Genomic DNA, 19,478 nt, shown 5'->3' on the forward strand with positions numbered 1-19,478 from the left:
TGATGCTTCAAACGAATCTTGTTTTATTTATTTTTACGGTTTCATATGGCATTCATGCCGAACCTGTAAAAAGGGCGCCAATTCTTACATGGTCTGATACGTGCAATGTGCCAGGTGATTATAATTCCGGGCAAGAAGTCTGCGATGCAAGGACTGCCTGGATCAATTGGTACCAACCCTTAATATTCGACCCAAGCTATGCGTATAGCCCCGGACCTGAAGGTGCTTGCATCAATGTACGTTCTTCCGGATCTATTGACAGGATGGGTTGGCCTCGTAACGACTACCATTGCCCGCTAGGATATAGCCGCAGAAATTCTACTGCCACTCAGTGCATATCAATTTCAACCTGGGTTTACTTTGAAGGTGATTCTGCCTGGTGTGAAAGAAATGGATTGGATGCTGAAAAAAACCTCGGAAGCTGTAACGGTCCTTCACCTTTTTTAAGTAACCCAATTCATTCCGGAACCGGGAATAAGTTTCAACAGGAGACGGATATAAATGGGGCCAAATCACACTCGCCCGGGTTCACGCGATTCTACAATTCATTTCAATATCAACCTGACACGGTAATCCGAGCGCCGATCCTGGGTCACGGTTGGCGGCATAACTACATGGCCAGTGTACGTTTAGATGCAAGCTCATCAATCTCAACTGCTACATTACAAAGATCAGATGGGAAAACGATATTTTTTACCTTGTCCGGGAATTTGTGGGTCCCCGATGCAGATGTTTTTTCGAAGCTTGATCGTACGACAGATGAAAATGGTGTTCCAACCGGCTGGCAACACACTACTCTTGATAACACTGTGGAACTTTATGATCTAAATGGCATCTTGATTTCCATTACTGATGTTCTCGGCGACACCCAATATCTCTCTTACGATACCAATGGACGTCTTGATCGCATCGATACCGATATCGGGGAATATCTTCAATTTGGATACGATGCCTCGAATCGTATTGCGACCATTACCGACCACACCGGTCGGATATGGGGATATCGCTATGATGCCTCTAACAACCTGGAATACGTTGACAACGCTGATGGCACGACCAAACAGTACCATTACGAAGACGCCAACTTCCCAAATGTCCTGACCGGCATTACCGATGAGCGCGGTATTCGCTACGCGACCTGGACGTATGATGCTCAGGGAAGAGCCAGCAGGGGTACCCACGCCGGGAACGCTGAGCGTGTTGATATCACATACAACACTGACGGCACACGCACGGTAACCAACAGCCTGGGGCAATCCAGCACTTACACAACTACAGTGCAACAGGGCGTGTCTCTGCTCACTGGTGTTCTGGGCCCTGGTTGTTCAACCTGCGGTGGTAGTAACACCAGCTATAGCTATGATCCAGCCAGTAACAAATTACTGGACAGGACTGAAAATGGCCTCACCACCGCCTACGGCAGCTACAACCTCAAAGGCCAGTACGGCTACAAGATCGAAGCCCAGGGCACACCCGAGCAACACCGCACCGACTACACTTACGACGCACGGTTCTACAACAAGATCGCCACCATCATCGAACCGTCGGTCTTCGCCAGCGACCCGACAGTACAGTGCACAGTCGGTACCGATTGCAAAGTTACAACGTATACCTATGATAACTTTGGCAACCGCACATCAGAAACCATCAATGGCTTCACACCGTCCGGCATGCCGGTCACCAGCGCCACCACCTGGGCCTACACCGCCCCCCTCAACCAGGTCAGCCAGATCGACGGTCCACGCACCGATGTAGCGGATATTACCCAATACCGCTATTACCCCAACGACACCACCATCCCCGTCGGCACCCGCGCGCGCCTGCGCGAGATCGAAGATGCCAACGGCGTACTGACCCGTTCCAACATCCAGTACACCGCCACCGGTAAAGTGTCTTCCGAGGCACGCCCCAACGGCCTGACATTGAGCTACACGTACTACCCCGGCAACGATCGCCTTCAGACCCTCACCGAGTCAGACGGCACAAGTACACGCACCACGCGCTGGACCTACCTCGCCACCGGCGAAGTCCAGACCATCACCACCGGAGACGGCAGCCCCGACGCCACTACCCTCACCTTCGGCTACGACGACGCCCGCCGCCTGACGCGCATTACCGACGGTCTCGGCAACCACATCGACTACACGCTGGACACCGAAGGCAACCGCCTGGCCGAGACCACCTTTGATGCCAACGGCACGCCATCCAGCACGGCCGATGATGTATTGACCAGACAACTCACCCAGACCTTCGACATCTACAATCGCCTGGACACCAGCGCCCAGGCCAACGAGACCACCAACCCGACCCTCGCCCCCGACGGCACGCTGGATAACAGCACCGACGGCAACGGCCGTCTCACCGAATACAGCTACGACGCCCTGCGACGCCTCACGCAGGTGCAACAGGACTTCGGCGGCACCGACCCCACCACCGCCAATGCCACCACCCAATACAACTACGACGTCGCCGACCGCCTCACCACCGTCACCGACCCCGTCAACGGCAACACCACCTATGCCTATGATGACCTCGGCAACCTCATCACCCGGACCAGCCCCGATACCGGGACCACCACCTTCGTCTATGACCCGGCCGGCAACCTGATTCAGAAGACCGCCGCGGTCGGCACGCCGGACGAAAGCACCTTCACCTACACCTACGACGCCCTCAATCGCCTGACCCGCCTCGATGCCCCCGGCACCGTGGATGACATCACCTACACCTACGACACCTGCCTGAACGGCCGTGGCCGCCTGTGCGCCGTCACCTATGGCGACCCCGCCGCCAGCTTCCCGGCCGGCAACACCGTCCACTACCAGTACAACGCCTTTGGTGACATCACCTTCCACCAGGGCAGCGGCTACAGCTACGATGCCGCCGGGCGCCTCAAGACCCTCACCTACCCCGGTGGCGCCACCCTCACCTACAGCTATGACGCCGCCGGACAGGTCAGCCAGCTGGATTTCACCGTCAACGGCGCCACCGAAACCCTCGCCAGCAACCTCGCCTATGCCCCGTTCGGGCCGCTGACCAACCTCAGCTACGGCAATGGCCTCACCCTCATCCAGAGCGTCGACAGCGCCTACCGGCTCAGCGATCAGACCATACCCGGCGTGCTGGAACGCAGCTACCTCAACCAGTACGACGCCAACGGTAACCGCACCGGGCACACCGATGCCCTCGCCACGCCCACCCAGAGCAGCTTCAGCTACGACCCGCTCAACCGCCTCGACACCGGCAGTGGCCCGTTCGGAGCAAGAGACTATGACTACGATAAAAACGGCAACCGTACCCAATTGATCGCCGACAGCGTCATCACCGCCTCCGCCTACGCGCCCAACAGTAATCGCCTGGACACACTGGGCGCCGCCGACGTCATCCTCGATGCCCACGGCAACACCACCGGCAACGGCGTCTGGAGCTACAGCTACAACCCCCACAACCGCCTGATCGATGCGAGCGAGGCCGCCACCCTCAAGGTCACCTTCGCCTACAACGGCCTCGGCCAGCGCATCCGCAAAACCAACGCCACCACCGCCGGCAACAGTCGCCACTTCCTCTATGGCACAAACGGTGAACTGCTCGCCGAGACCGATGACCAGGGCAACCTGCTGTGGGCAACGATCTACCTCAATGGCCAGCCGCTGGCGCGTTACAGTCCGGATGATGATAGCGACGGTATCCCCAACCACATCGAGGCTGATGCCGGCACCCTGCCCATCAACACCGATGACGATGGCGACACCCTCACCAACCTGGAAGAATGGTTCAGCTACGGCACCGACAGCAACACCGTCGACAGTGACGGGGATGGCATCAATGACAATGTCGAGATCGCATCCCACACCGACCCAACCAACCCGGCCAGCGTGGTCGGCGATGGGGATCTGAACCACGACGGGCAGGTGAACCTGGGGGATCTCGTGTTGTTGTACCAGTATGTGCTGGGGACCCGGGCGATCACGCCGGATGCGTTGAGTCATGGGGATATGAACCGGGATGGGCTGTTGAATACGCCGGATGTGTTGTTGTTGCAGAAGCTGTTGCTGACGAGCTGGTTCGACTGGGGACAAACCGAAAACAGCATCCTCGCCTGGCTCATTCCTACCAGTCAGGCGGCCTTGCCCGCTAACAGCGGTGTACTCTACTATCTTCACAATGATCCGCTCGGCACGCCGCTGGCGATGACGGATGCAGCGGGCACCGTGGTATGGACGGCGAGTTATGATCCGTTTGGGAAGGCGACGGTTGATGAGGATGTGGACGGGGATGGGAATAGCGTCACATTAAATGTACGGTTCCCGGGGCAGTATTACGACAGTGAAACTCGGCTGCATTACAACATAAACCGATATTACGATCCTACAACTGGTCGCTACCTAACTAGCGATCCTTTAGGTGTTCGCCCAAGCTTAAACACATATGCATATGTGGATGATCAGCCCATTAACTGGTTTGATGTGTATGGATTAGCCAAAGATTGTTCGTATTGGGGAGGCACTAATTGCAGAGAAAGTCCTGCGCCATTACCTGAAAACGGTAATGTACGTCCTGGTTTTGGCGACCAAGACTTTGTGTGTACTGGCGCTGGAGCACGTATCCAGAAGCTATTCGACAATGGTAGCAACGGCGCGTGCTTAACCGAATGTTGCGCACAACATGATAGTTGCTATGAACTTTACGAATGCAATGCCTCATCATGGCGTAGAAACATATTTGGCGCAGATAGACCTTGCCAAAAGTGCAACAAGGAAGCCATTAATTGTTTCTTGAATGCACGAAATAAGAAGGACTGTGGTTCTGGAGTTTGCGGGTTATGAAACAGGCTAATGTCACTTTATACATTATTGGTGTTGTTGCTGGAACAAGTTCTGCAATTATCCAGTATGTTTTTCATACAAGGTACGGGGTAAGTCAGGCGGATTTGGCTGAAATATGGTTAAAAGGATGTTATCCAACACTGATAGTCATATCATTTATCATTCCATTTTTTGGCGCAATTTCTCCTTGGAAATGGGCTCTGGTTTTAGCGCTTAGCGACTACGCATCTACCTCATTAATGATTGGAGTTCAGGCTCCGCCCTTGGAGATATTGTTCATGTTGATAATGGCCATTCCTTACGTGATGGTTTCCTATATAGCGAGCCTTATCAAAAGTAAACTTTCGCTCGGTAAAAAATAGGCTTCCCGGGACAGTATTATGATCAGGAAACGGAGCTGCATTACAACGGAGATAAAGAGATAAAATGGACGCAGTAAAAGTAAAGGAGACGGAGGGAATATATTTTAGTCAGCTCCAGCTCTCCATCCCCCTTTCAACATCATCTGCGTTACACTTTGGTTTCATTTTTCGGCACTGCAAAGGAGTTGCTATGCCAAGACGAGCACGGATGTATGTTCCGTGCATACCCTCCGCCCCCATTTACCGACCGTGCCAAATTAACCTTCCCCAACCACCTTCGACATCACCACAAACTTCTCCTGATACTCCGCCTTGCTATAAAACCGCCGCGCCTCTTCATTATCAGCAGTGACACGCAGCGCAATACGGGTCGCGCCCATTTCACTGGCCCTGGCCTCTCCCTCCCGAATCAGCAATGAACCTGCCCCCTTCTTGCGGTGTTCAGGAACGACATACAGGTCAGACATATAGGCATATGCGTCTTCGCTACCATTTTCTGCAGCAGTGGTTTCAGGCTTCAACAGGCAAACAAAGCCGATCAGGCTGTCGTCCTGTACGGCAACCAGCACAACACCCTTGCCGCTTTCCTGGATCTGCAGGATATGTGACACGTAGGCCTGTCGCGCAGGATTCTCTCCGTCAGCCGCATCGACATCCCCGTACTGTTCTGCATAGTTTTGTACAGCCAGGTCACGCAGTAGCCGCGCCTCATTACTATCGAAACTCCGGATGATTGTCATTTACCCACCTTGTTGCCGCTTCGGTACCAGTTCGCCTGCCTAACTGCATGATATCGCAGGATTTCAATATAAACCGACATGGTGAGAAACTTCCATTCCTCTATCAAGCTCATCACCCGTTGGCCGATTTATCATAGCGTGCTGTTCAACGGCAACGAATATAAGGGGACAGATCTATTTACAGCCCCACACAATGCTTTTAGGAAAAATAAATCTGTCCCCATTAGAGAATAGAGAGTGCAATGAAATTTTCCAACCTGTGTTTAATCCTGCTGATGAGTTTTCCGGTGTTCACTGCGTCCGCTGAGGACGATCCACCAACGGAGCTACCGGCCAATTCCATGAACAATGAACGGCTGGCCGGTATTATCAAGCGACTGGATGACAAGGCCGAAGGCAGGCCGGGTTTCTGGCAGCTTCGGATCGAAGGTCATGAGGTCTCTGTCATTACCGACGAGAAGGCGGACCGGATGCGGATTATCGTGCCTGTTGTTCGGGTTGAATCCCTGGCTGACGGCGAGCTGGTACGCCTGATGCAATCGAATTTTGATTCGGCGCTGGATGCGCGCTATGCCATTGCCAAGGGGATTCTCTGGAGTGCGTTTATTCATCCCCTGTCGAGTCTGACCGACCATGAGTTTATTTCCGGTCTGGGGCAGGCGGTTAATCTGACGATCACATACGGGAAAAGTTACAGTTCGGGGGCGTTGATTTTCCGGGGAGGTGACAGCACGGGTCTGGAACGTCGCGAGTTAATCGATGAATTGCTGGAGCGCGGGTTGTCTATCTGACTCAACCTGCCAGCATTCCTGTTATCTCCCCGATCTCTTCGCGAGCAGCTTCTACCAGCTTGACCGGGTCGACTTCACCCATGGGCAGCCGGTTGAATGCCGGCAATTCAACAAGCGGCGGTGCATCGACTCTTTTCCCACCCACCAGGACAGCATGTAGCTGCGCTACCTGCACGATATCGCAGTAGTCGGCCTCCTCCACGTCGCGGTCCCAGTTTGTAGCTTCTCTGGCGGCTGTTATAAACGGGGGTTCAAACGCCCATTGTTCCAGCAGTAATGCACCCACCGGCCAGGCCAGTTCCTGGATCACCTGCTCAAGCACGTCCGGGTCATGATTGAGGTCGGATCGACGGTCTGCCTGTATGAGCAAAGGTAAAACACCGATGTTGTGCATCAGTCCGGCAAGGAATGCCTGCTCAGGATCAAAACCCGGCAGGTGTGCGGCCAGTGCGTGGCAAATCGCGCCAATGCGAATACTGTGCAGGTAGTAGGCCTTCATACGGTCGTGAATTAGTCTTGTCTGCGGCGTGTACAGGTTTTTCAATACAACAGTCATGACGATAACGCGGGTTGTCTGAAGACCAATACGGGTTATGGCGTTTTGTACCGATTCGACCCGGCTCACGCCGGCGTACATGGCGCTGTTGGCAACCTGAACGATACGCGCAGCGATGACGGGGTCAGCCTGCACGGTGGTCGCAATCTGCCGGAAGTCTGCATCCGGACTCTGGACTGCCCGGCTGATTTTCAGGGCCATGTCCGGCATGCTGGGCAGGTCAACTTCCTGGTGGTAGAAGGCCTGCCGGATTTCATCGATCAAACCGGGCAATGCATCGGAAGACGTGTACTCCTCAACGGTAATGCCGGTGCACGCACCCCGATCCGGTCGCAGGGTTGCGGCATAGTGATCAAAAGTGGCCTGGTTCAACACCATCAGGCGTGCCGGGCGGGTGCAGCGGGCAACAAGTCCACGGGTATGGATACGAAACACCGGCAACAGGGCCCGTTCGTTCCCTGCCGTGACCGTCTGCATGGTTTTGCCATCCGCGATCAGATCTACTTCGCCTTCGAGCAGGTAAACGTGCCGATCGAGGTGCTCGTCAGCGTGCAGTAATTGTCCACCGCCCAGTGTCTCAACGCGCGCGTCACGCGCCAGATCCAGCAGGGCTACATCTCCCATTTCATCCAGGTCACGCAAATCCAGCAGTAACCGCAATACATCCATCACATCTGTAGATGCGTCCATTCCTTACCTCACCTGAACATCACAGGGAAATCCTGCCCATAGATCATGCTATCAACGCCGGATGTAGAATAGAAGCTGACCAACGTTTAATATTGTCAGCATGAGACGACTATTTTCAATACTGATTTTCCTGACGATTATCCTCGTCGCACTGTTTTCGCTGAAACCGGACAGTGAGCATTCCACTGAAACCATCGAGGGGCTGCCCTGGCAGATCGAGGCGCTGCCGGATGGCCGGTCGAGGGTGTTCGGCGTGACGCTGGGGCACAGCACGCTGGAGGACGCGCGCAAACAGCTTGGTGATGACATGGAACTCGCCATTGTGGTCGCGCCCGGCAAGGATACCGGCGGACTGGAAATGTTTTATGGCCATTACAAGGCCGGTGTTTTTTCGGGCAAGCTGGTCATCGCAGCAGACCTGGCACCCGCGGATGTGGCACAACTGGTGGAGCATGCCATCAAGTCAGACTACATGGACAGTGGTGCACGCAAGTTCACGCTCGGCCCGGATGACCTGCCCCGTGCGTTACGCACACCCGTCGCCAGCATGGCCTTCATTCCTGTCGTCAACCTCGATGAAACCTCCGCCATCAAACGCTTCGGGCCTGCCGATAAAACGGTCCATGTCGACGAGCATATTACACGCCTGCTCTACCCCGCCAAGGGACTGGAAATCATTATCAACAACAAGGGTAAAGACGTCCTGCAGTATGTGGCACCGGGAGATTTTGAACGCCTGATCAAGTGATCCGCGGGATAGGCCGATAAACCGCCAATACCCGCACCGGATACACCTCATGCCGCGACTGTTATTGGCTATCTCGCTGTTACTACTGCAAATGAGCGCTGACGCCGGCTCACTGGTGCGCTACAGCTTCGATGACGATCAGCTCGATACCGGCCCGGATACCTTCCGTATTTTCGAGTATTCCAGGGGCACAGTGAACCTCAGTTCCCGGTTCCCGTTCAGCGGTTATTACTCGGTCGAGATCCGTGACGCCGACCACGATGGCGGCTTTCCCGAGTTGCAGGGGTTTTTTCCGATGCAGGCATCGGGCACGCTGCATGTCCACTTCGCCTTTATGACCCCCGAACCTGACGAGCCCTTTAACATCGCACTGGCAGGCCCGAAATGGTTCAGTATGAAAAAAGACGGTATCGGCTTCTGGCTGAACAACAAGCACGGGTACTTCCAGCACATGTCAGACAATAGCTGGAAGCGGCTCAACCGGATTACGCCCTTTGAATGGTACCTGGTCGACCTGAGTTACCACGTCAGCGAAGGCCGCTATGACTTGCAGATACGCGAAGCACACACCGACAAGCCGCTGGTTGATATCACCGGCGCGATGAACGCCGCCGGCACAGCCGATTCAAAAGTGTATGTCTTTTCCTTTATCGGTGATCTGCCCGACAGGGACAATGCCGTTATCTATGTAGATGATATCGATATCGAAAGCAGCCTGGGTATCCATCGCAGCGAACTGATTGCCCCGGGGCGCCGAAAACTGTTTATCGATTACTGGCAGGACCTGCAGAAAGCATCCCGCAACAAGGTACAGTGTGTGCCGTACACCACCTTTGCGGATTTCGGAATTGATAACTATACCCTGTCTGTTCTGCGCACCCAGGGACAGTTACAGACGTTACAACAGCTTTTGCATGCGCCCCTGAGTCATATCACCACGGAAAGTATCGATGCATTATCGGCCAGCCCCGAGCTGGTTGCGGTGGCGCTGTGGCGACTCGGGTGCGGCGCCATGGATAACCGGGATCCGCAACAGGCGCTGGTGTATTTCCGTGGTGCGGAACAGGCGACACCCGGCGGTAAAATCTATAATCTGTCACAGACGCTGGCACTCGCCGCATTGAACCGCTTTGACGAAGTGGATTCCCGGATCGCCTCGGTTTACGGGCTCTGGTACGGCGACACACGTTTTGCGGCTGCAGAAGCGATGATTGGCATGGCTCGCGGCGATCTGTGGGCCAGTGAGAATGTGCTGCGCGAACCTGCCGAGGCCTTTCCCGATAATTTTGACAGTGAATCACTGGCCGACCTGTGGAGTGATGCCCCGTCGACGCAGCTCATTCAGGCACTGCAGGCCGGGCACCCTGACGACTGGCCGCGTTACCTGAAACAACGGCTGGTCGCGGAACAATACTTTTTCGTGTTGTTATGGCGCGAGGCCTATACCGAGGCCTTCAACTTTGCACAGCGCATGGCTGATGGCCTCGCCGGGCACGGCCGGTCTGCCGGTGTATGGCTTGAATTCCAGGGTAATGCTGCGTTTCTGATGGGCGACTACGGGCTGGCCGAACAACGCTATGAATCGGCGCTGGAACAGAACAGCACCGACCGGGCCGGTTCAGGCAGCGTCTATCTCAAACTGTCCGACCTGTATTTTCTGATAGGCGATGCAGAAAACGAGCGCCACTACCGCGAGCTTGTTTACGGCAGCCTCGATGAACAATAATACGGCATCAGCCGAACAGGGCATCTGACGAAAAGCCTTCGCTCTCCAGTATCTCACGCAAGCGTTTCAGGGCGTCCATCTGGATCTGTCGGACTCTTTCACGGGTAACGCCAATTTCGTTACCGACTTCTTCGAGGGTGGAAATTTTGTAGCCATGCAGACCGAAACGACGTTCCACCACCTCACGCTGTTTATCTGACAACTGTGCAATCCAGGTTTCGAGGTTGGCGAGTACGTCTTCATCCTGCAACAGCTCGGAAGGATCGGTATTGCTTTCATCCGGGATAGAATCAATCAGTGTCTTGCCCGAGTCGGAGTCCTTGCTGATAGGCACATCGACAGAGGTTACGCGCTCGTTGAGCTTGAGCAGCCGCTTGACGTCTTTCATCGGCTTGTCGAGCAGTTCTGCGATTTCTTCGGCGTTGGGTTCGTGGTCCAGTGATTGCGCCAGGCGACGCGCGGCATGCAGGTAGCTGTTGAGTTCCTTGACCACGTGGATCGGCAGACGAATGGTACGCGTCTGGTTCATGATGCCGCGTTCGATGGTCTGGCGTATCCACCAGGTGGCATAGGTCGAGAAACGAAATCCACGTTCCGGGTCGAATTTTTCAACGGCGCGGATCAGGCCGAGATTACCTTCCTCGATCAGGTCCAGGAAGGCCAGCCCGCGGTTGATGTAGCGGCGGGCAATTTTCACCACCAGCCGCAGGTTACTTTCGATCATCCGCCGCCGGCCGCTATCATCGCCTTTTTGCGCCAGCCTCGAATAGTAGACTTCTTCTTCGGCGGTCAGTAACGGAGAGAAACCGATTTCATTGAGGTACATCCGGGTAGCGTCGAAATGCGCATCGGTTTCCGGCGGTTCCTTGAGACGGGGTTTTACAGGTTCAGCAACCGGTTCGGCAAAATCCAGCGCGCTGGCTACCGCGTTACCCGTTGATGCCTTGTTGCTGATCGGTTTCTGGCGATTTGTGGCCATTCATACCTCGGCGGCTTCTTGTACCCATCCGTTACCGGGTGATGCGACATGGCACAACCCCGGCAGTATTATTCTATCGTTTGGGCAAGTAGCGTAGTGGATCGACAGGCTGACCTTTTTTGCGTATTTCAAAATGCAATTCGGTCCGGTCGGTCGCACTGCTACCCATGCGGGCAATCAATTCGCCCTTCTTTACCCACTGACCTTCCTTGGCAACCAACTTTCGGTTGTGCGCGTAAGCACTGAGAAAGTCTTTATTATGTTTAATGATGATAAGCCTACCGTAACCACTAAGTCCACTCCCTGCATAAACAACCTTGCCGGCCGCCGCGGCACGCACCGGGCTACCCGCTTTACCTGCGATATCAATGCCTTTCTTGCCGGTCGAGCGCGGGTCAAAGCGTCGAATAAGCTTGCCGCTGGCCGGCCAGGTCCAGCTGGGCGGGCCTTTGCCGGCAACCAAACCGGTTCTGGTCGCCGGCCTTGCGGCTGCCGGCTTTGTGGCACTGGGCCGGGTTACTTTGGGTTGAGACGGACGCACGGTTGAAGTCGTGGCCGGCTTTGGAGCCCGGGACACACGTGGCTTTGGCTTGCTGGGTGAAATTTTACGCCGCACGAGAGCAGTTGTTTTCGGCGGTGCCAGGCGGATTTTCTGTCCGCGAAAAATGGTATAGGGCTGACGTATACCGTTCCAGGCAGCCAGTTCCTCGACCGTTTTGCCATACAGAAAGGCCACCGAGTACAGCGTGTCACCCTGCCCCACGATGTGGGTGGAGGGGATGCGCGCCGGCTGGCGGCTGCGGTCACCGACCGGGGCATTGACCGGACCTGTCGAGCAGGCCGGAAGCAGGCAACATAACAACAGCCATACCCGCCAGCGCATCACTGTTTCCTGATCATCCACCAGGCCACGACAGCGAGCACCACCAGCGACCAGCCGATCCACTCGACATAACGTCGTATACGCCCTTCCATGGCTTCACCACCCCAGGCGAGCAATCCGGCCACCAGGAAAAAGCGTCCGCCACGACCGACGGCCGAGGCAAGCACAAACGGGAAGAAACTCATCGACAGGGCACCCGCGGAAATGGTGAACACCTTGTAGGGAATAGGAGAAAAGCCGGCAATCAGTACCGCCCAGAAGCCCCAGTCATTAAACCAGCCTGAGGCCTTTTCATACGCATGCGCATAACGCCCGCCTTCGCCGATTAACGGTTGCACCCACTCCAGTGCAAAATGGCCAATGGCGTAACCTGCCATACCACCGATCACTGACATCAGTGTCGTCAATGCGGCGTAGTACATGGCTCGCTGCGGTTTCGCCAGTGTCATGGGCATCAACATGACATCCGGGGGAACCGGAAAGAAAGAAGACTCGGCAAAACTGAGCGCGCCGAGGTACTGTGGGGCGCGAGGGTGCCGGGACCAGCCCAGTGTCATGTCGTACAGGCGTGTAAACAGTTTCACTAACCCTCGCCCCCCAGCAGGGGGACAAAGACGACCGGTTCAAAGTCTTCACGTTCATAAACCGTCGGGGTACGGGTCACTGTAATCAGTGTCTGCTGGTCCCGTCCACCCAGTGGCATAACCAGGCGGCCGCCTGTCTTGAGTTGTTCCAGCAAGGCCTCGGGAATATCCGCAGCGCCGGCAGTCACCATAATCGCGTCGAACGGCCCGAACTGCGGCCAGCCCCAACTGCCGTCACTGTGCTGGACGCGGATATTTCGCAAACCCAGTTGCCGAAAACGCTGCCGCGCCTGCGTCGCCAGGGGTTCGATGCGTTCGGTACTGTATACCTTGTCGACCAGGCCCGCCAGAATCGCGGCCTGGTAACCGGAACCGGTACCGACTTCCAGTACGACCTTCGGCTCCACTTCGAGCAGTAACTCCGTCATGCGCGCCACAATGTAAGGCTGGGAGATAGTCTGGCCATGTCCGATCGGCAGCGAAGTGTCCTCGTAGGCGCGCGTTGCCAGTGCCTCGTCCAGGAACAGGTGGCGTGGTGTCGAGGCCATCGTCTCCAGCACCCGGTTGTTGTGTATACCCTCCTCGCGTAACCGCGCAACCAGCCGGTCGCGGGTGCGCTGGGAGGTCATGCCGATACCCTGACTGGATGTTTTCAAGATGGCTCCAGTGTGTCGCCAAGACAGCGACCCACCTGTTCGAGTACGGCATGCTGCGTCAGGTCGACGTGGATTGGCGTGACAGATACATAGCCATTACGCACCGCGTGAAAATCTGTACCCGGCCCGGCGTCCTGCTCACTGCCGGGCGGCCCGACCCAGTAGATTGGCCGTCCGCGCGGATCTGTTTCACGAATGACCGGTTCGGAGCGATGCCGGTTACCGAGACGCGTGCTCTGCCAGCCCTTGAGCTGGTCAAACGGGATATCCGGGACATTGACATTGAGAATGGTCTCCGGTGGCACAGGCTCACACTCAAGCCGCCTGAGCAACGCCAGTACCACCTGTGCCGCCGTCTCGAAATGCTTCGGCTGGAAGGAGACACAGGACACGGCAATTGCGGGCAGACCGAGGAAGCGGCCCTCCATGGCAGCCGCCACAGTACCCGAATAGATCACGTCATCACCCAGGTTGGCGCCGGCATTGATCCCCGATACCACCATATCCGGCTCATGCTCGAGCAACCCGGTAATGGCGAGATGGACACAGTCCGTGGGCGTACCCTCCACATAGGTATAGCCATTCTCACCCTTCCGGGCGCGTAACGGGCTGTCCAGGGTCAGAGAGTTACTGGCCCCGCTGCGGTCGCGCTCAGGGGCCACGACGGTCACTTCGGCCACTGTCTGCAGGGCATCGGCCAGGTAACGGATGCCCGGCGCGCGGTAACCATCATCATTGGAAATCAGAATTCGCATTTGTTGCCAATGATACCCGAGTCCGCCGCATACGCCCATTACCCACGCCATAAAAACGGTTACAATCCGGACACATGGATAAGCCGGATTCTGAAGATGTCAAACTGTTTCGGGACAGTGTCGGTGCGGTAAAACCGGTCAACCACGACCGGGTCGTTCCGCACCGTCGCCCGGTATCGCCCCGCCCGGTGTTTCGGGAACGTGATGAGACCGAGGTTTTACGCGACATGTTGTCCGATCTGTTCGATCCGGCCGATATGGAAACCGGTGATGAACTGCTCTATATCCGCCCCGGTCTGCAGCAGCGGACTATCCGCCAACTGCGCCGCGGCAAGTTGTCGGTCGATGCCGAGCTGGATTTACACGGCATGACGGTCCCGGTCGCCCGCAGTGCAGTCGCGGGGTTCCTGCGTGAGTGCCAGCGCCGTCACGTCCAGTGCGCACGTATTATTCACGGCAAGGGGCTAGGGTCACGACACCGGGCACCGGTGCTGAAGCTCAAGATCGGCGGCTGGCTGCGGCAGCGCGATGAAGTACTGGCCTACTGTTCCGCGCGACACTGCGACGGCGGAACAGGGGCGCTTTACGTGCTGCTTAAACGCAAGTAGACGATTGAGACGTCAGGTATGCCAGGCGTTTCGTGCACCGAACAGGGCACTTCCTACTCTGACCATGGTTGCGCCTTCTTCAATAGCCAGAAGATAGTCGCCACTCATACCCATGGATAATTCGGAAAATGCTTCACCGTAGAGCATACGACAGGATTCAAGTAATTCGCGCAGGCGAGCGAAACTTCGGCGCGTTTCGGATTCCGGAATTTCTCGGTAACCGATGGTCATCAGTCCGCGCAGGCGTATTCCCTGCAACCCCGCTTCAAGCACAGTCTCGATCAACGGAGCCAGTTCGTCTTCTGCAAGACCGTGCTTTGCCGGGTCACCGCTGACATTGACCTGCAAGAGCAGGTTGACGCACTGTCCGGCCTCACAGGCGGACTGTGAAATACGCCGTGCGAGCTTTGCACTGTCAATTGTATGCACCCAATTAAAATTGCCACCGATGTGCCGGGTTTTGTTGGATTGAAGGTGCCCGATAAAATGCCATTCGACCGGTGGATTGTTGAGCCGCTCGATCTTGGCGAGTGCTTCCTGCACCTGGTTTTCGCCGAAGTCTTTCTGGCCACAGGCGATCAGTGCTTCAATGGCCTCAGGCGGTTGCTGTTTTGATACGGCGATGAGCCGCACTTCATCGGCGCTGCGGCCTGCCCGCTCTGCGGTCTCGGCAATACGCTGCCTGACCACGGCTATCGCGTCACACAGATTCATCCGCCGTCTTTACCTCGTGGCCCACAGCACCCTCTCGGGCGTTGTACGCCTTCACCTCGAAGACTTCGTATAGCAGGCTTGTGGCATAGCTGCCTGCGGGCAGGCTGAAGGATAATAGCCATTGCTGTTCTGCATCCTGTACACCGGACAGCTCGCCCGGCATCACACGCAGTGCGCGGCGTGCGTGTTTCATGCGAAACGCATCAAGGCCGACGATCCAGTCACGGTACGGCGACAGCACCTTGTGTTCAAGCATGGCAGCCTCACCGCTTACCATCACATCACCGCTCCCGCACAAGGGTCCGGTAGGATGAATCTCACCGGCACAACAGCGTGCTTCGATATCGGTATCTGTATCATCCGGTGTGAACACGGCGGACTTCCCTTCCAGCTGAAACGCATCTCCCTGCATTGGCCGGTTCCAGTTGCCTGCTTCTATTCGCGCGGCGAGTACCTGGTTGAACAGTGCCGAGCGAACCGAAGACAACCAGATGCTGCGTTTATTGCGGGAAACACGCGCCTTTGGCCTGGCAAGCAAACGCGCTGCCTGGACAAGGTTGTCACCCTCATGGCCGAAACGTTGCGCGCCAAAACTGTTGGGTATTCCCTGCCTCAATTGGGCAAGACGTGTTTCGATCGCCCCGGCATCAGCATCGACATCGCGAACACGAATCCGGAAACGATTGCCACGCAACGCACCGGTCTTCAGTTTACGGCTGTGACGCCTGGCCTCCAGTACCTGAAAGTCTTCATTGTCGATGGCTTGCCAGTCCGGGTCTGCGCGGCCCGGGAGCTGTACTGAAAACCATTGCTCGGTAACGGCGTAGCGGTCTTTCATCCCGGCGTAACTGACATTTTTTTGTGACACACCGGCAAAGTCCGCCAGCTGTTTGGCCACCCATGCAGTATTGGTATTGCGTTTGAGAATGCGAAGCCAGCAATGCTCGCCGTCGCCATCCGGCGTGACCAGTGGTATTTCTGTCACCTGGAAATCTTCAGGCAGCGTACGGATGGTGCCCGACCCCACCGCGCCGCCACAAGCCCGCGGCAGTATCAGCGGTATCGACTCATTCATCCAGCAAAACCACGGCGAATACCGCTATGCCTTCCTTGCGGCCGGTAAAGCCAAGGTGTTCCGTGGTTGTGGCTTTGACATTGATACGAGTGGCATCAACATGCAGGTCATCGGCGATGTTGTCACGCATGGTATCGACATAAGGCGCAAGTTTCGGTGCCTGCGCAACCAGCGTGAGATCCGCATTGCTGACACCCAGGCCACGCTCATCCAGCTGTGTGACAACACGACGTAACAGTTCGCGACTGTCGATATCCAGGAATGCTGCATCACTGTCCGGGAAGTGACGACCGATGTCGCCCAGACCGGCGGCGCCCAGCAACGCATCACACAACGCATGCAGCAGCACATCACCGTCCGAGTGCGCTTTCAAGCCGTGTGAGTGCGGAATTTCAACACCACCCAGCACCAGGCGACCGCCTGCCTCAAAGGCATGGACATCAATGCCCTGACCGATTTTCATAAGCGCCCCTGTTGTCGCAAGTACATTTCCGCCAGGGGCAGATCTTCCGGACGGGTGATTTTAAGATTATCGGCGTGCCCTTCCACCATCAACGGGTGTTCACCGGCGTGCTCCATCGCTGAAGCTTCATCAGTCACTTCAAAGCCATCGCGCAAGGCAGCTTCCAGTACCTCCCGAAGACGCGCAAGGCGGAACATTTGTGGCGTTTGCGCATGCCAGAGATTGTCCCTGGCCACAGTGGACTGAATCACATGATCTGCATCAGTGCGTTTTATCGTATCCTGCACCGGTACGCCAAGCAGACCACCGACCGGGTGTCCGGACAGCGTTTCGATCAACTTGTGCAGATCGGATGTGCGTACGCAGGGACGGGCGGCATCGTGAACCAGTACCCAGTCATCCCCTGACGCCTTGTTGCCATCCAGTGCCTTTAGACCGTTCAGCACAGAATGGCAGCGCTCCTCACCGCCGGCTGCACGCAACAGTCCGTGATTGCTGTAACGCAATGCAATGGCATCCACATCAGGGTCATCCTGGCTGACAAGCACCAGACCGGCAAGCGAAGGGATGGCGCACAGCGCATCAAGGCTGTGTTCAAGTACCGTCTGCGGCCCCAGGCCGAGTAACTGCTTGGGCGTTCTGGCGCCCATGCGACGACCACTGCCAGCCGCCGGGACTACGGCCCAGTAGGCAACTGATTCATTCATCGCCCACTTCCGGCTCCTCGATGATCTGGTAGAAAGTCTCATCGTCGCGGGTCATGCCCAGTTCTTCTCGCGCACGTTCCTCAATAGCGTCCAGGCCCTGCTTGAGGTCCTGAACCTCGGCCTCCAGTGCCTGGTTACGTTCGTGCAGCTCGCGGTTCTCGGCCTTTTGCGCCTCAACCTGCTGATACAGCCCCCAGACTTCTGCCAGGCTGCCATCCCCCACCCAAAGGCGGTACTGCAACAGCACCAGCAAAATTACCAGCAGCCAGATCAGCCAACGCATATCGGGCCGCGCAAGGCGCTATCAGGCGTCAAACGGGTGGAAACCACCGCGACCGGCGTAACTGGCGTCGGAGCCCAGCTGTTCCTCGATACGCATCAGACGGTTGTACTTTGCAACGCGATCCGAACGCGACAGCGATCCGGTCTTGATCTGGGTCGCGCTACTGCCGACGGCGATGTCGGCGATCACCACATCCTCGGTCTCACCTGAACGATGTGAAACCACAGCGGTGTAACCGGCTTTGGTGGCCATATCAATGGCTGCAAGGGTTTCTGTCAGTGTGCCAATCTGGTTGGGCTTGATCAGAATGGAATTTCCGATGTGCTCGTCTATACCACGCTGCAGGATAGCCGTATTGGTGACAAACAAGTCGTCACCCACCAGTTGCACCTTGTCGCCGAGTTTTTCGGTATGCAGTTTCCAGCCATCCCAGTCACTCTCGTCCATCCCGTCCTCAACAGACAGTATGGGGTACTGGTCGACCCAGTTGGCCAGGAAGTCGGTAAAACCTTCGGCATCGAACGATTTGCCTTCCGAGTCCAGCTGGTAACGACCGTCACGATAAAACTCGGAACTGGCGGCATCGATACCCAGGAAAATATCCTCACCGGCCCTGAACCCGGCTTTCTCGATAGCCTCGAGAATGACTTCGATAGCGGCTTCGTTGGATGACAGGTTGGGTGCAAAGCCACCCTCGTCACCAACAGTTGTACTCAGGCCACGACCACCGAGTACCGCTTTAAGTGCGTGAAACACCTCGGCCCCGTAGCGCACGGCTTCGCGAATACTGCCGGCACCCACTGGCAGAATCATGAATTCCTGCAAGTCCACGCTGTTGTCCGCGTGCGCACCACCATTGATGATATTCATCATCGGTACCGGCAACTGGTAAGGCCCGTCACCGTTCAGGTGGCGGTACAGCGGCAGGTTATTCGCGCGCGCTTCGGCCTGTGCCGCCGCCAACGACACCGCCAGCAGTGCATTGGCGCCCAGCCGGCCCTTGTTTTCTGAGCCATCCAGCTCGATCATTTTCTGATCCAGCGCGGCCTGATCGGCAGTATCCATCCCGGTGACAGCATCACGCAGTTCACCATTCACATTGGCAACGGCCTTCAGTACACCCTTGCCTGAATAACGTGCGGCATCTCCGTCGCGCAACTCAACGGCTTCGCGCGTACCTGTCGATGCGCCTGACGGCACTGCCGCACGCCCCATCGAGCCGTCGTCCAGCAACACATCCGCTTCCACGGTGGGATTGCCGCGCGAGTCCAGGATCTCCCTGCCGCGGACATCGATAATCTTTGCCATTTCTACTCCAGATACAAAAGGTTATAT

At 56.4% G+C, this 19,478-nt stretch carries 19 protein-coding genes; 6 read left to right on the top strand and 13 right to left on the bottom strand.

Translation table 11 applies throughout. The annotated features are described in order from the left end of the window. Window positions 1–263: 263 nt before the first annotated feature. Together DFR30_RS08330 and DFR30_RS08335 are read left to right on the top strand one after the other, a co-directional pair. Window positions 264–4,823, top strand: a complete 4,560-nt coding sequence (locus DFR30_RS08330) for an RHS repeat-associated core domain-containing protein (RefSeq protein ID WP_243640704.1) — start codon at window positions 264–266, stop codon at window positions 4,821–4,823. Further along, a complete protein-coding gene (locus tag DFR30_RS08335) occupies window positions 4,820–5,185 on the top strand; it encodes a hypothetical protein (protein ID WP_132972223.1) in 366 nt (121 codons plus the stop codon). Before DFR30_RS08330 ends, DFR30_RS08335 begins: the two co-directional genes overlap by 4 nt. A 257-nt stretch (window positions 5,186–5,442) precedes the next feature. Here DFR30_RS08335 and DFR30_RS08340 read toward each other — a convergent pair whose 3' ends face one another. Continuing rightward, entirely contained in the window at window positions 5,443–5,925 is a 483-nt protein-coding gene (locus DFR30_RS08340) for a GNAT family N-acetyltransferase (protein ID WP_132972225.1), read from the bottom strand. A 242-nt stretch (window positions 5,926–6,167) separates the two neighbouring features. Between DFR30_RS08340 and DFR30_RS08345 the strand changes: the two genes are divergently transcribed. After that, window positions 6,168–6,716, top strand: a complete 549-nt coding sequence (locus DFR30_RS08345; RefSeq protein WP_132972227.1) for a hypothetical protein — start codon at window positions 6,168–6,170, stop codon at window positions 6,714–6,716. A 1-nt stretch (window position 6,717) separates the two neighbouring features. On the opposite strand, the gene DFR30_RS08350 is transcribed toward DFR30_RS08345, so the two are convergent. Continuing rightward, window positions 6,718–7,962, bottom strand: coding sequence for an HDOD domain-containing protein (locus DFR30_RS08350; RefSeq protein ID WP_132972229.1), 1,245 nt, complete (start codon window positions 7,960–7,962; stop codon window positions 6,718–6,720). A 100-nt stretch (window positions 7,963–8,062) separates the two neighbouring features. On the opposite strand from DFR30_RS08350, the gene DFR30_RS08355 reads away from it, so the two are divergent. Both DFR30_RS08355 and DFR30_RS08360 read left to right on the top strand, forming a co-directional pair. Beyond that, window positions 8,063–8,710: a hypothetical protein gene (locus DFR30_RS08355; RefSeq protein ID WP_132972231.1), complete on the top strand. Its 648-nt coding sequence runs from the start codon at window positions 8,063–8,065 to the stop codon at window positions 8,708–8,710. A 49-nt stretch (window positions 8,711–8,759) separates the two neighbouring features. Next, window positions 8,760–10,436 carry a hypothetical protein gene (locus tag DFR30_RS08360; RefSeq protein WP_132972233.1) on the top strand — a complete coding sequence of 559 codons (1,677 nt, stop codon included), beginning with the start codon at window positions 8,760–8,762 and terminating at the stop codon, window positions 10,434–10,436. 7 nt (window positions 10,437–10,443) lie between these two features. Here DFR30_RS08360 and rpoS read toward each other — a convergent pair whose 3' ends face one another. The 5 genes from rpoS to surE all read right to left on the bottom strand — a co-directional run bounded on the left by rpoS (window position 10,444) and on the right by surE (window position 14,293). Continuing rightward, window positions 10,444–11,415 (bottom strand): RNA polymerase sigma factor RpoS, encoded by a 972-nt coding sequence (gene rpoS / locus DFR30_RS08365; protein WP_132972235.1) that lies wholly within the window; start codon window positions 11,413–11,415, stop codon window positions 10,444–10,446. A 73-nt stretch (window positions 11,416–11,488) separates the two neighbouring features. After that, window positions 11,489–12,298, bottom strand: a complete 810-nt coding sequence (locus DFR30_RS08370; RefSeq protein ID WP_132972237.1) for a peptidoglycan DD-metalloendopeptidase family protein — start codon at window positions 12,296–12,298, stop codon at window positions 11,489–11,491. Beyond that, window positions 12,298–12,882 carry a YqaA family protein gene (locus DFR30_RS08375; RefSeq protein ID WP_132972239.1) on the bottom strand — a complete coding sequence of 195 codons (585 nt, stop codon included), beginning with the start codon at window positions 12,880–12,882 and terminating at the stop codon, window positions 12,298–12,300. The genes DFR30_RS08370 and DFR30_RS08375 overlap by 1 nt, the downstream gene beginning before the upstream one ends. Further along, a complete protein-coding gene (locus DFR30_RS08380; protein WP_207891854.1) occupies window positions 12,882–13,538 on the bottom strand; it encodes a protein-L-isoaspartate(D-aspartate) O-methyltransferase in 657 nt (218 codons plus the stop codon). The genes DFR30_RS08375 and DFR30_RS08380 overlap by 1 nt, the downstream gene beginning before the upstream one ends. Beyond that, entirely contained in the window at window positions 13,535–14,293 is a 759-nt protein-coding gene (gene surE, locus DFR30_RS08385; RefSeq protein ID WP_132972241.1) for a 5'/3'-nucleotidase SurE, read from the bottom strand. The genes DFR30_RS08380 and surE overlap by 4 nt, the downstream gene beginning before the upstream one ends. Before the next feature lie 74 nt (window positions 14,294–14,367). Between surE and DFR30_RS08390 the strand changes: the two genes are divergently transcribed. After that, a complete protein-coding gene (locus tag DFR30_RS08390; protein WP_132972243.1) occupies window positions 14,368–14,901 on the top strand; it encodes a Smr/MutS family protein in 534 nt (177 codons plus the stop codon). A gap of 12 nt (window positions 14,902–14,913) precedes the next feature. On the opposite strand, the gene DFR30_RS08395 is transcribed toward DFR30_RS08390, so the two are convergent. Genes DFR30_RS08395 through eno form a run of 6 tightly spaced genes read right to left on the bottom strand, consistent with a single transcriptional unit; the run spans window position 14,914 to window position 19,451 of the window. After that, a complete protein-coding gene (locus DFR30_RS08395; protein WP_132972245.1) occupies window positions 14,914–15,615 on the bottom strand; it encodes a YggS family pyridoxal phosphate-dependent enzyme in 702 nt (233 codons plus the stop codon). Further along, a complete protein-coding gene (gene truD / locus DFR30_RS08400; RefSeq protein WP_132972247.1) occupies window positions 15,602–16,690 on the bottom strand; it encodes a tRNA pseudouridine(13) synthase TruD in 1,089 nt (362 codons plus the stop codon). The genes DFR30_RS08395 and truD overlap by 14 nt, the downstream gene beginning before the upstream one ends. Then, window positions 16,683–17,153 (bottom strand): 2-C-methyl-D-erythritol 2,4-cyclodiphosphate synthase, encoded by a 471-nt coding sequence (gene ispF / locus DFR30_RS08405; RefSeq protein ID WP_132972248.1) that lies wholly within the window; start codon window positions 17,151–17,153, stop codon window positions 16,683–16,685. Before ispF ends, truD begins: the two co-directional genes overlap by 8 nt. Then, a complete protein-coding gene (ispD, locus tag DFR30_RS08410; protein WP_132972250.1) occupies window positions 17,150–17,860 on the bottom strand; it encodes a 2-C-methyl-D-erythritol 4-phosphate cytidylyltransferase in 711 nt (236 codons plus the stop codon). Before ispD ends, ispF begins: the two co-directional genes overlap by 4 nt. Then, window positions 17,853–18,143: a cell division protein FtsB gene (gene ftsB / locus DFR30_RS08415; RefSeq protein ID WP_132972252.1), complete on the bottom strand. Its 291-nt coding sequence runs from the start codon at window positions 18,141–18,143 to the stop codon at window positions 17,853–17,855. The genes ispD and ftsB overlap by 8 nt, the downstream gene beginning before the upstream one ends. A 21-nt stretch (window positions 18,144–18,164) precedes the next feature. Next, window positions 18,165–19,451 carry a phosphopyruvate hydratase gene (gene eno / locus DFR30_RS08420; protein ID WP_132972254.1) on the bottom strand — a complete coding sequence of 429 codons (1,287 nt, stop codon included), beginning with the start codon at window positions 19,449–19,451 and terminating at the stop codon, window positions 18,165–18,167. Between the last annotated feature and the right edge of the window lie 27 nt (window positions 19,452–19,478).

Source organism: Thiogranum longum (assembly GCF_004339085.1).
GTDB lineage: Bacteria > Pseudomonadota > Gammaproteobacteria > DSM-19610 > DSM-19610 > Thiogranum > Thiogranum longum.

Bases quoted from the DNA above. Each gene is read 5' to 3' on its own strand.
- DFR30_RS08340 (WP_132972225.1), bottom strand. From the start codon at position 5,925: ATGACAATCATCCGGAGTTTCGATAGTAATGAGGCGCGGCTACTGCGT.
- DFR30_RS08360 (WP_132972233.1), top strand. From the start codon at position 8,760: ATGCCGCGACTGTTATTGGCTATCTCGCTGTTACTACTGCAAATGAGC.
- truD (WP_132972247.1), bottom strand. From the start codon at position 16,690: ATGAATGAGTCGATACCGCTGATACTGCCGCGGGCTTGTGGCGGCGCG.
- ispD (WP_132972250.1), bottom strand. From the start codon at position 17,860: ATGAATGAATCAGTTGCCTACTGGGCCGTAGTCCCGGCGGCTGGCAGT.
- DFR30_RS08370 (WP_132972237.1), bottom strand. From the start codon at position 12,298: ATGCGCTGGCGGGTATGGCTGTTGTTATGTTGCCTGCTTCCGGCCTGC.
- DFR30_RS08355 (WP_132972231.1), top strand. From the start codon at position 8,063: ATGAGACGACTATTTTCAATACTGATTTTCCTGACGATTATCCTCGTC.
- DFR30_RS08335 (WP_132972223.1), top strand. From the start codon at position 4,820: ATGAAACAGGCTAATGTCACTTTATACATTATTGGTGTTGTTGCTGGA.
- ftsB (WP_132972252.1), bottom strand. From the start codon at position 18,143: ATGCGTTGGCTGATCTGGCTGCTGGTAATTTTGCTGGTGCTGTTGCAG.
- DFR30_RS08395 (WP_132972245.1), bottom strand. From the start codon at position 15,615: ATGAATCTGTGTGACGCGATAGCCGTGGTCAGGCAGCGTATTGCCGAG.
- DFR30_RS08390 (WP_132972243.1), top strand. From the start codon at position 14,368: ATGGATAAGCCGGATTCTGAAGATGTCAAACTGTTTCGGGACAGTGTC.
- DFR30_RS08330 (WP_243640704.1), top strand. From the start codon at position 264: ATGGGTTGGCCTCGTAACGACTACCATTGCCCGCTAGGATATAGCCGC.
- DFR30_RS08350 (WP_132972229.1), bottom strand. From the start codon at position 7,962: ATGGACGCATCTACAGATGTGATGGATGTATTGCGGTTACTGCTGGAT.
- surE (WP_132972241.1), bottom strand. From the start codon at position 14,293: ATGCGAATTCTGATTTCCAATGATGATGGTTACCGCGCGCCGGGCATC.
- DFR30_RS08345 (WP_132972227.1), top strand. From the start codon at position 6,168: ATGAAATTTTCCAACCTGTGTTTAATCCTGCTGATGAGTTTTCCGGTG.
- rpoS (WP_132972235.1), bottom strand. From the start codon at position 11,415: ATGGCCACAAATCGCCAGAAACCGATCAGCAACAAGGCATCAACGGGT.
- eno (WP_132972254.1), bottom strand. From the start codon at position 19,451: ATGGCAAAGATTATCGATGTCCGCGGCAGGGAGATCCTGGACTCGCGC.
- ispF (WP_132972248.1), bottom strand. From the start codon at position 17,153: ATGAAAATCGGTCAGGGCATTGATGTCCATGCCTTTGAGGCAGGCGGT.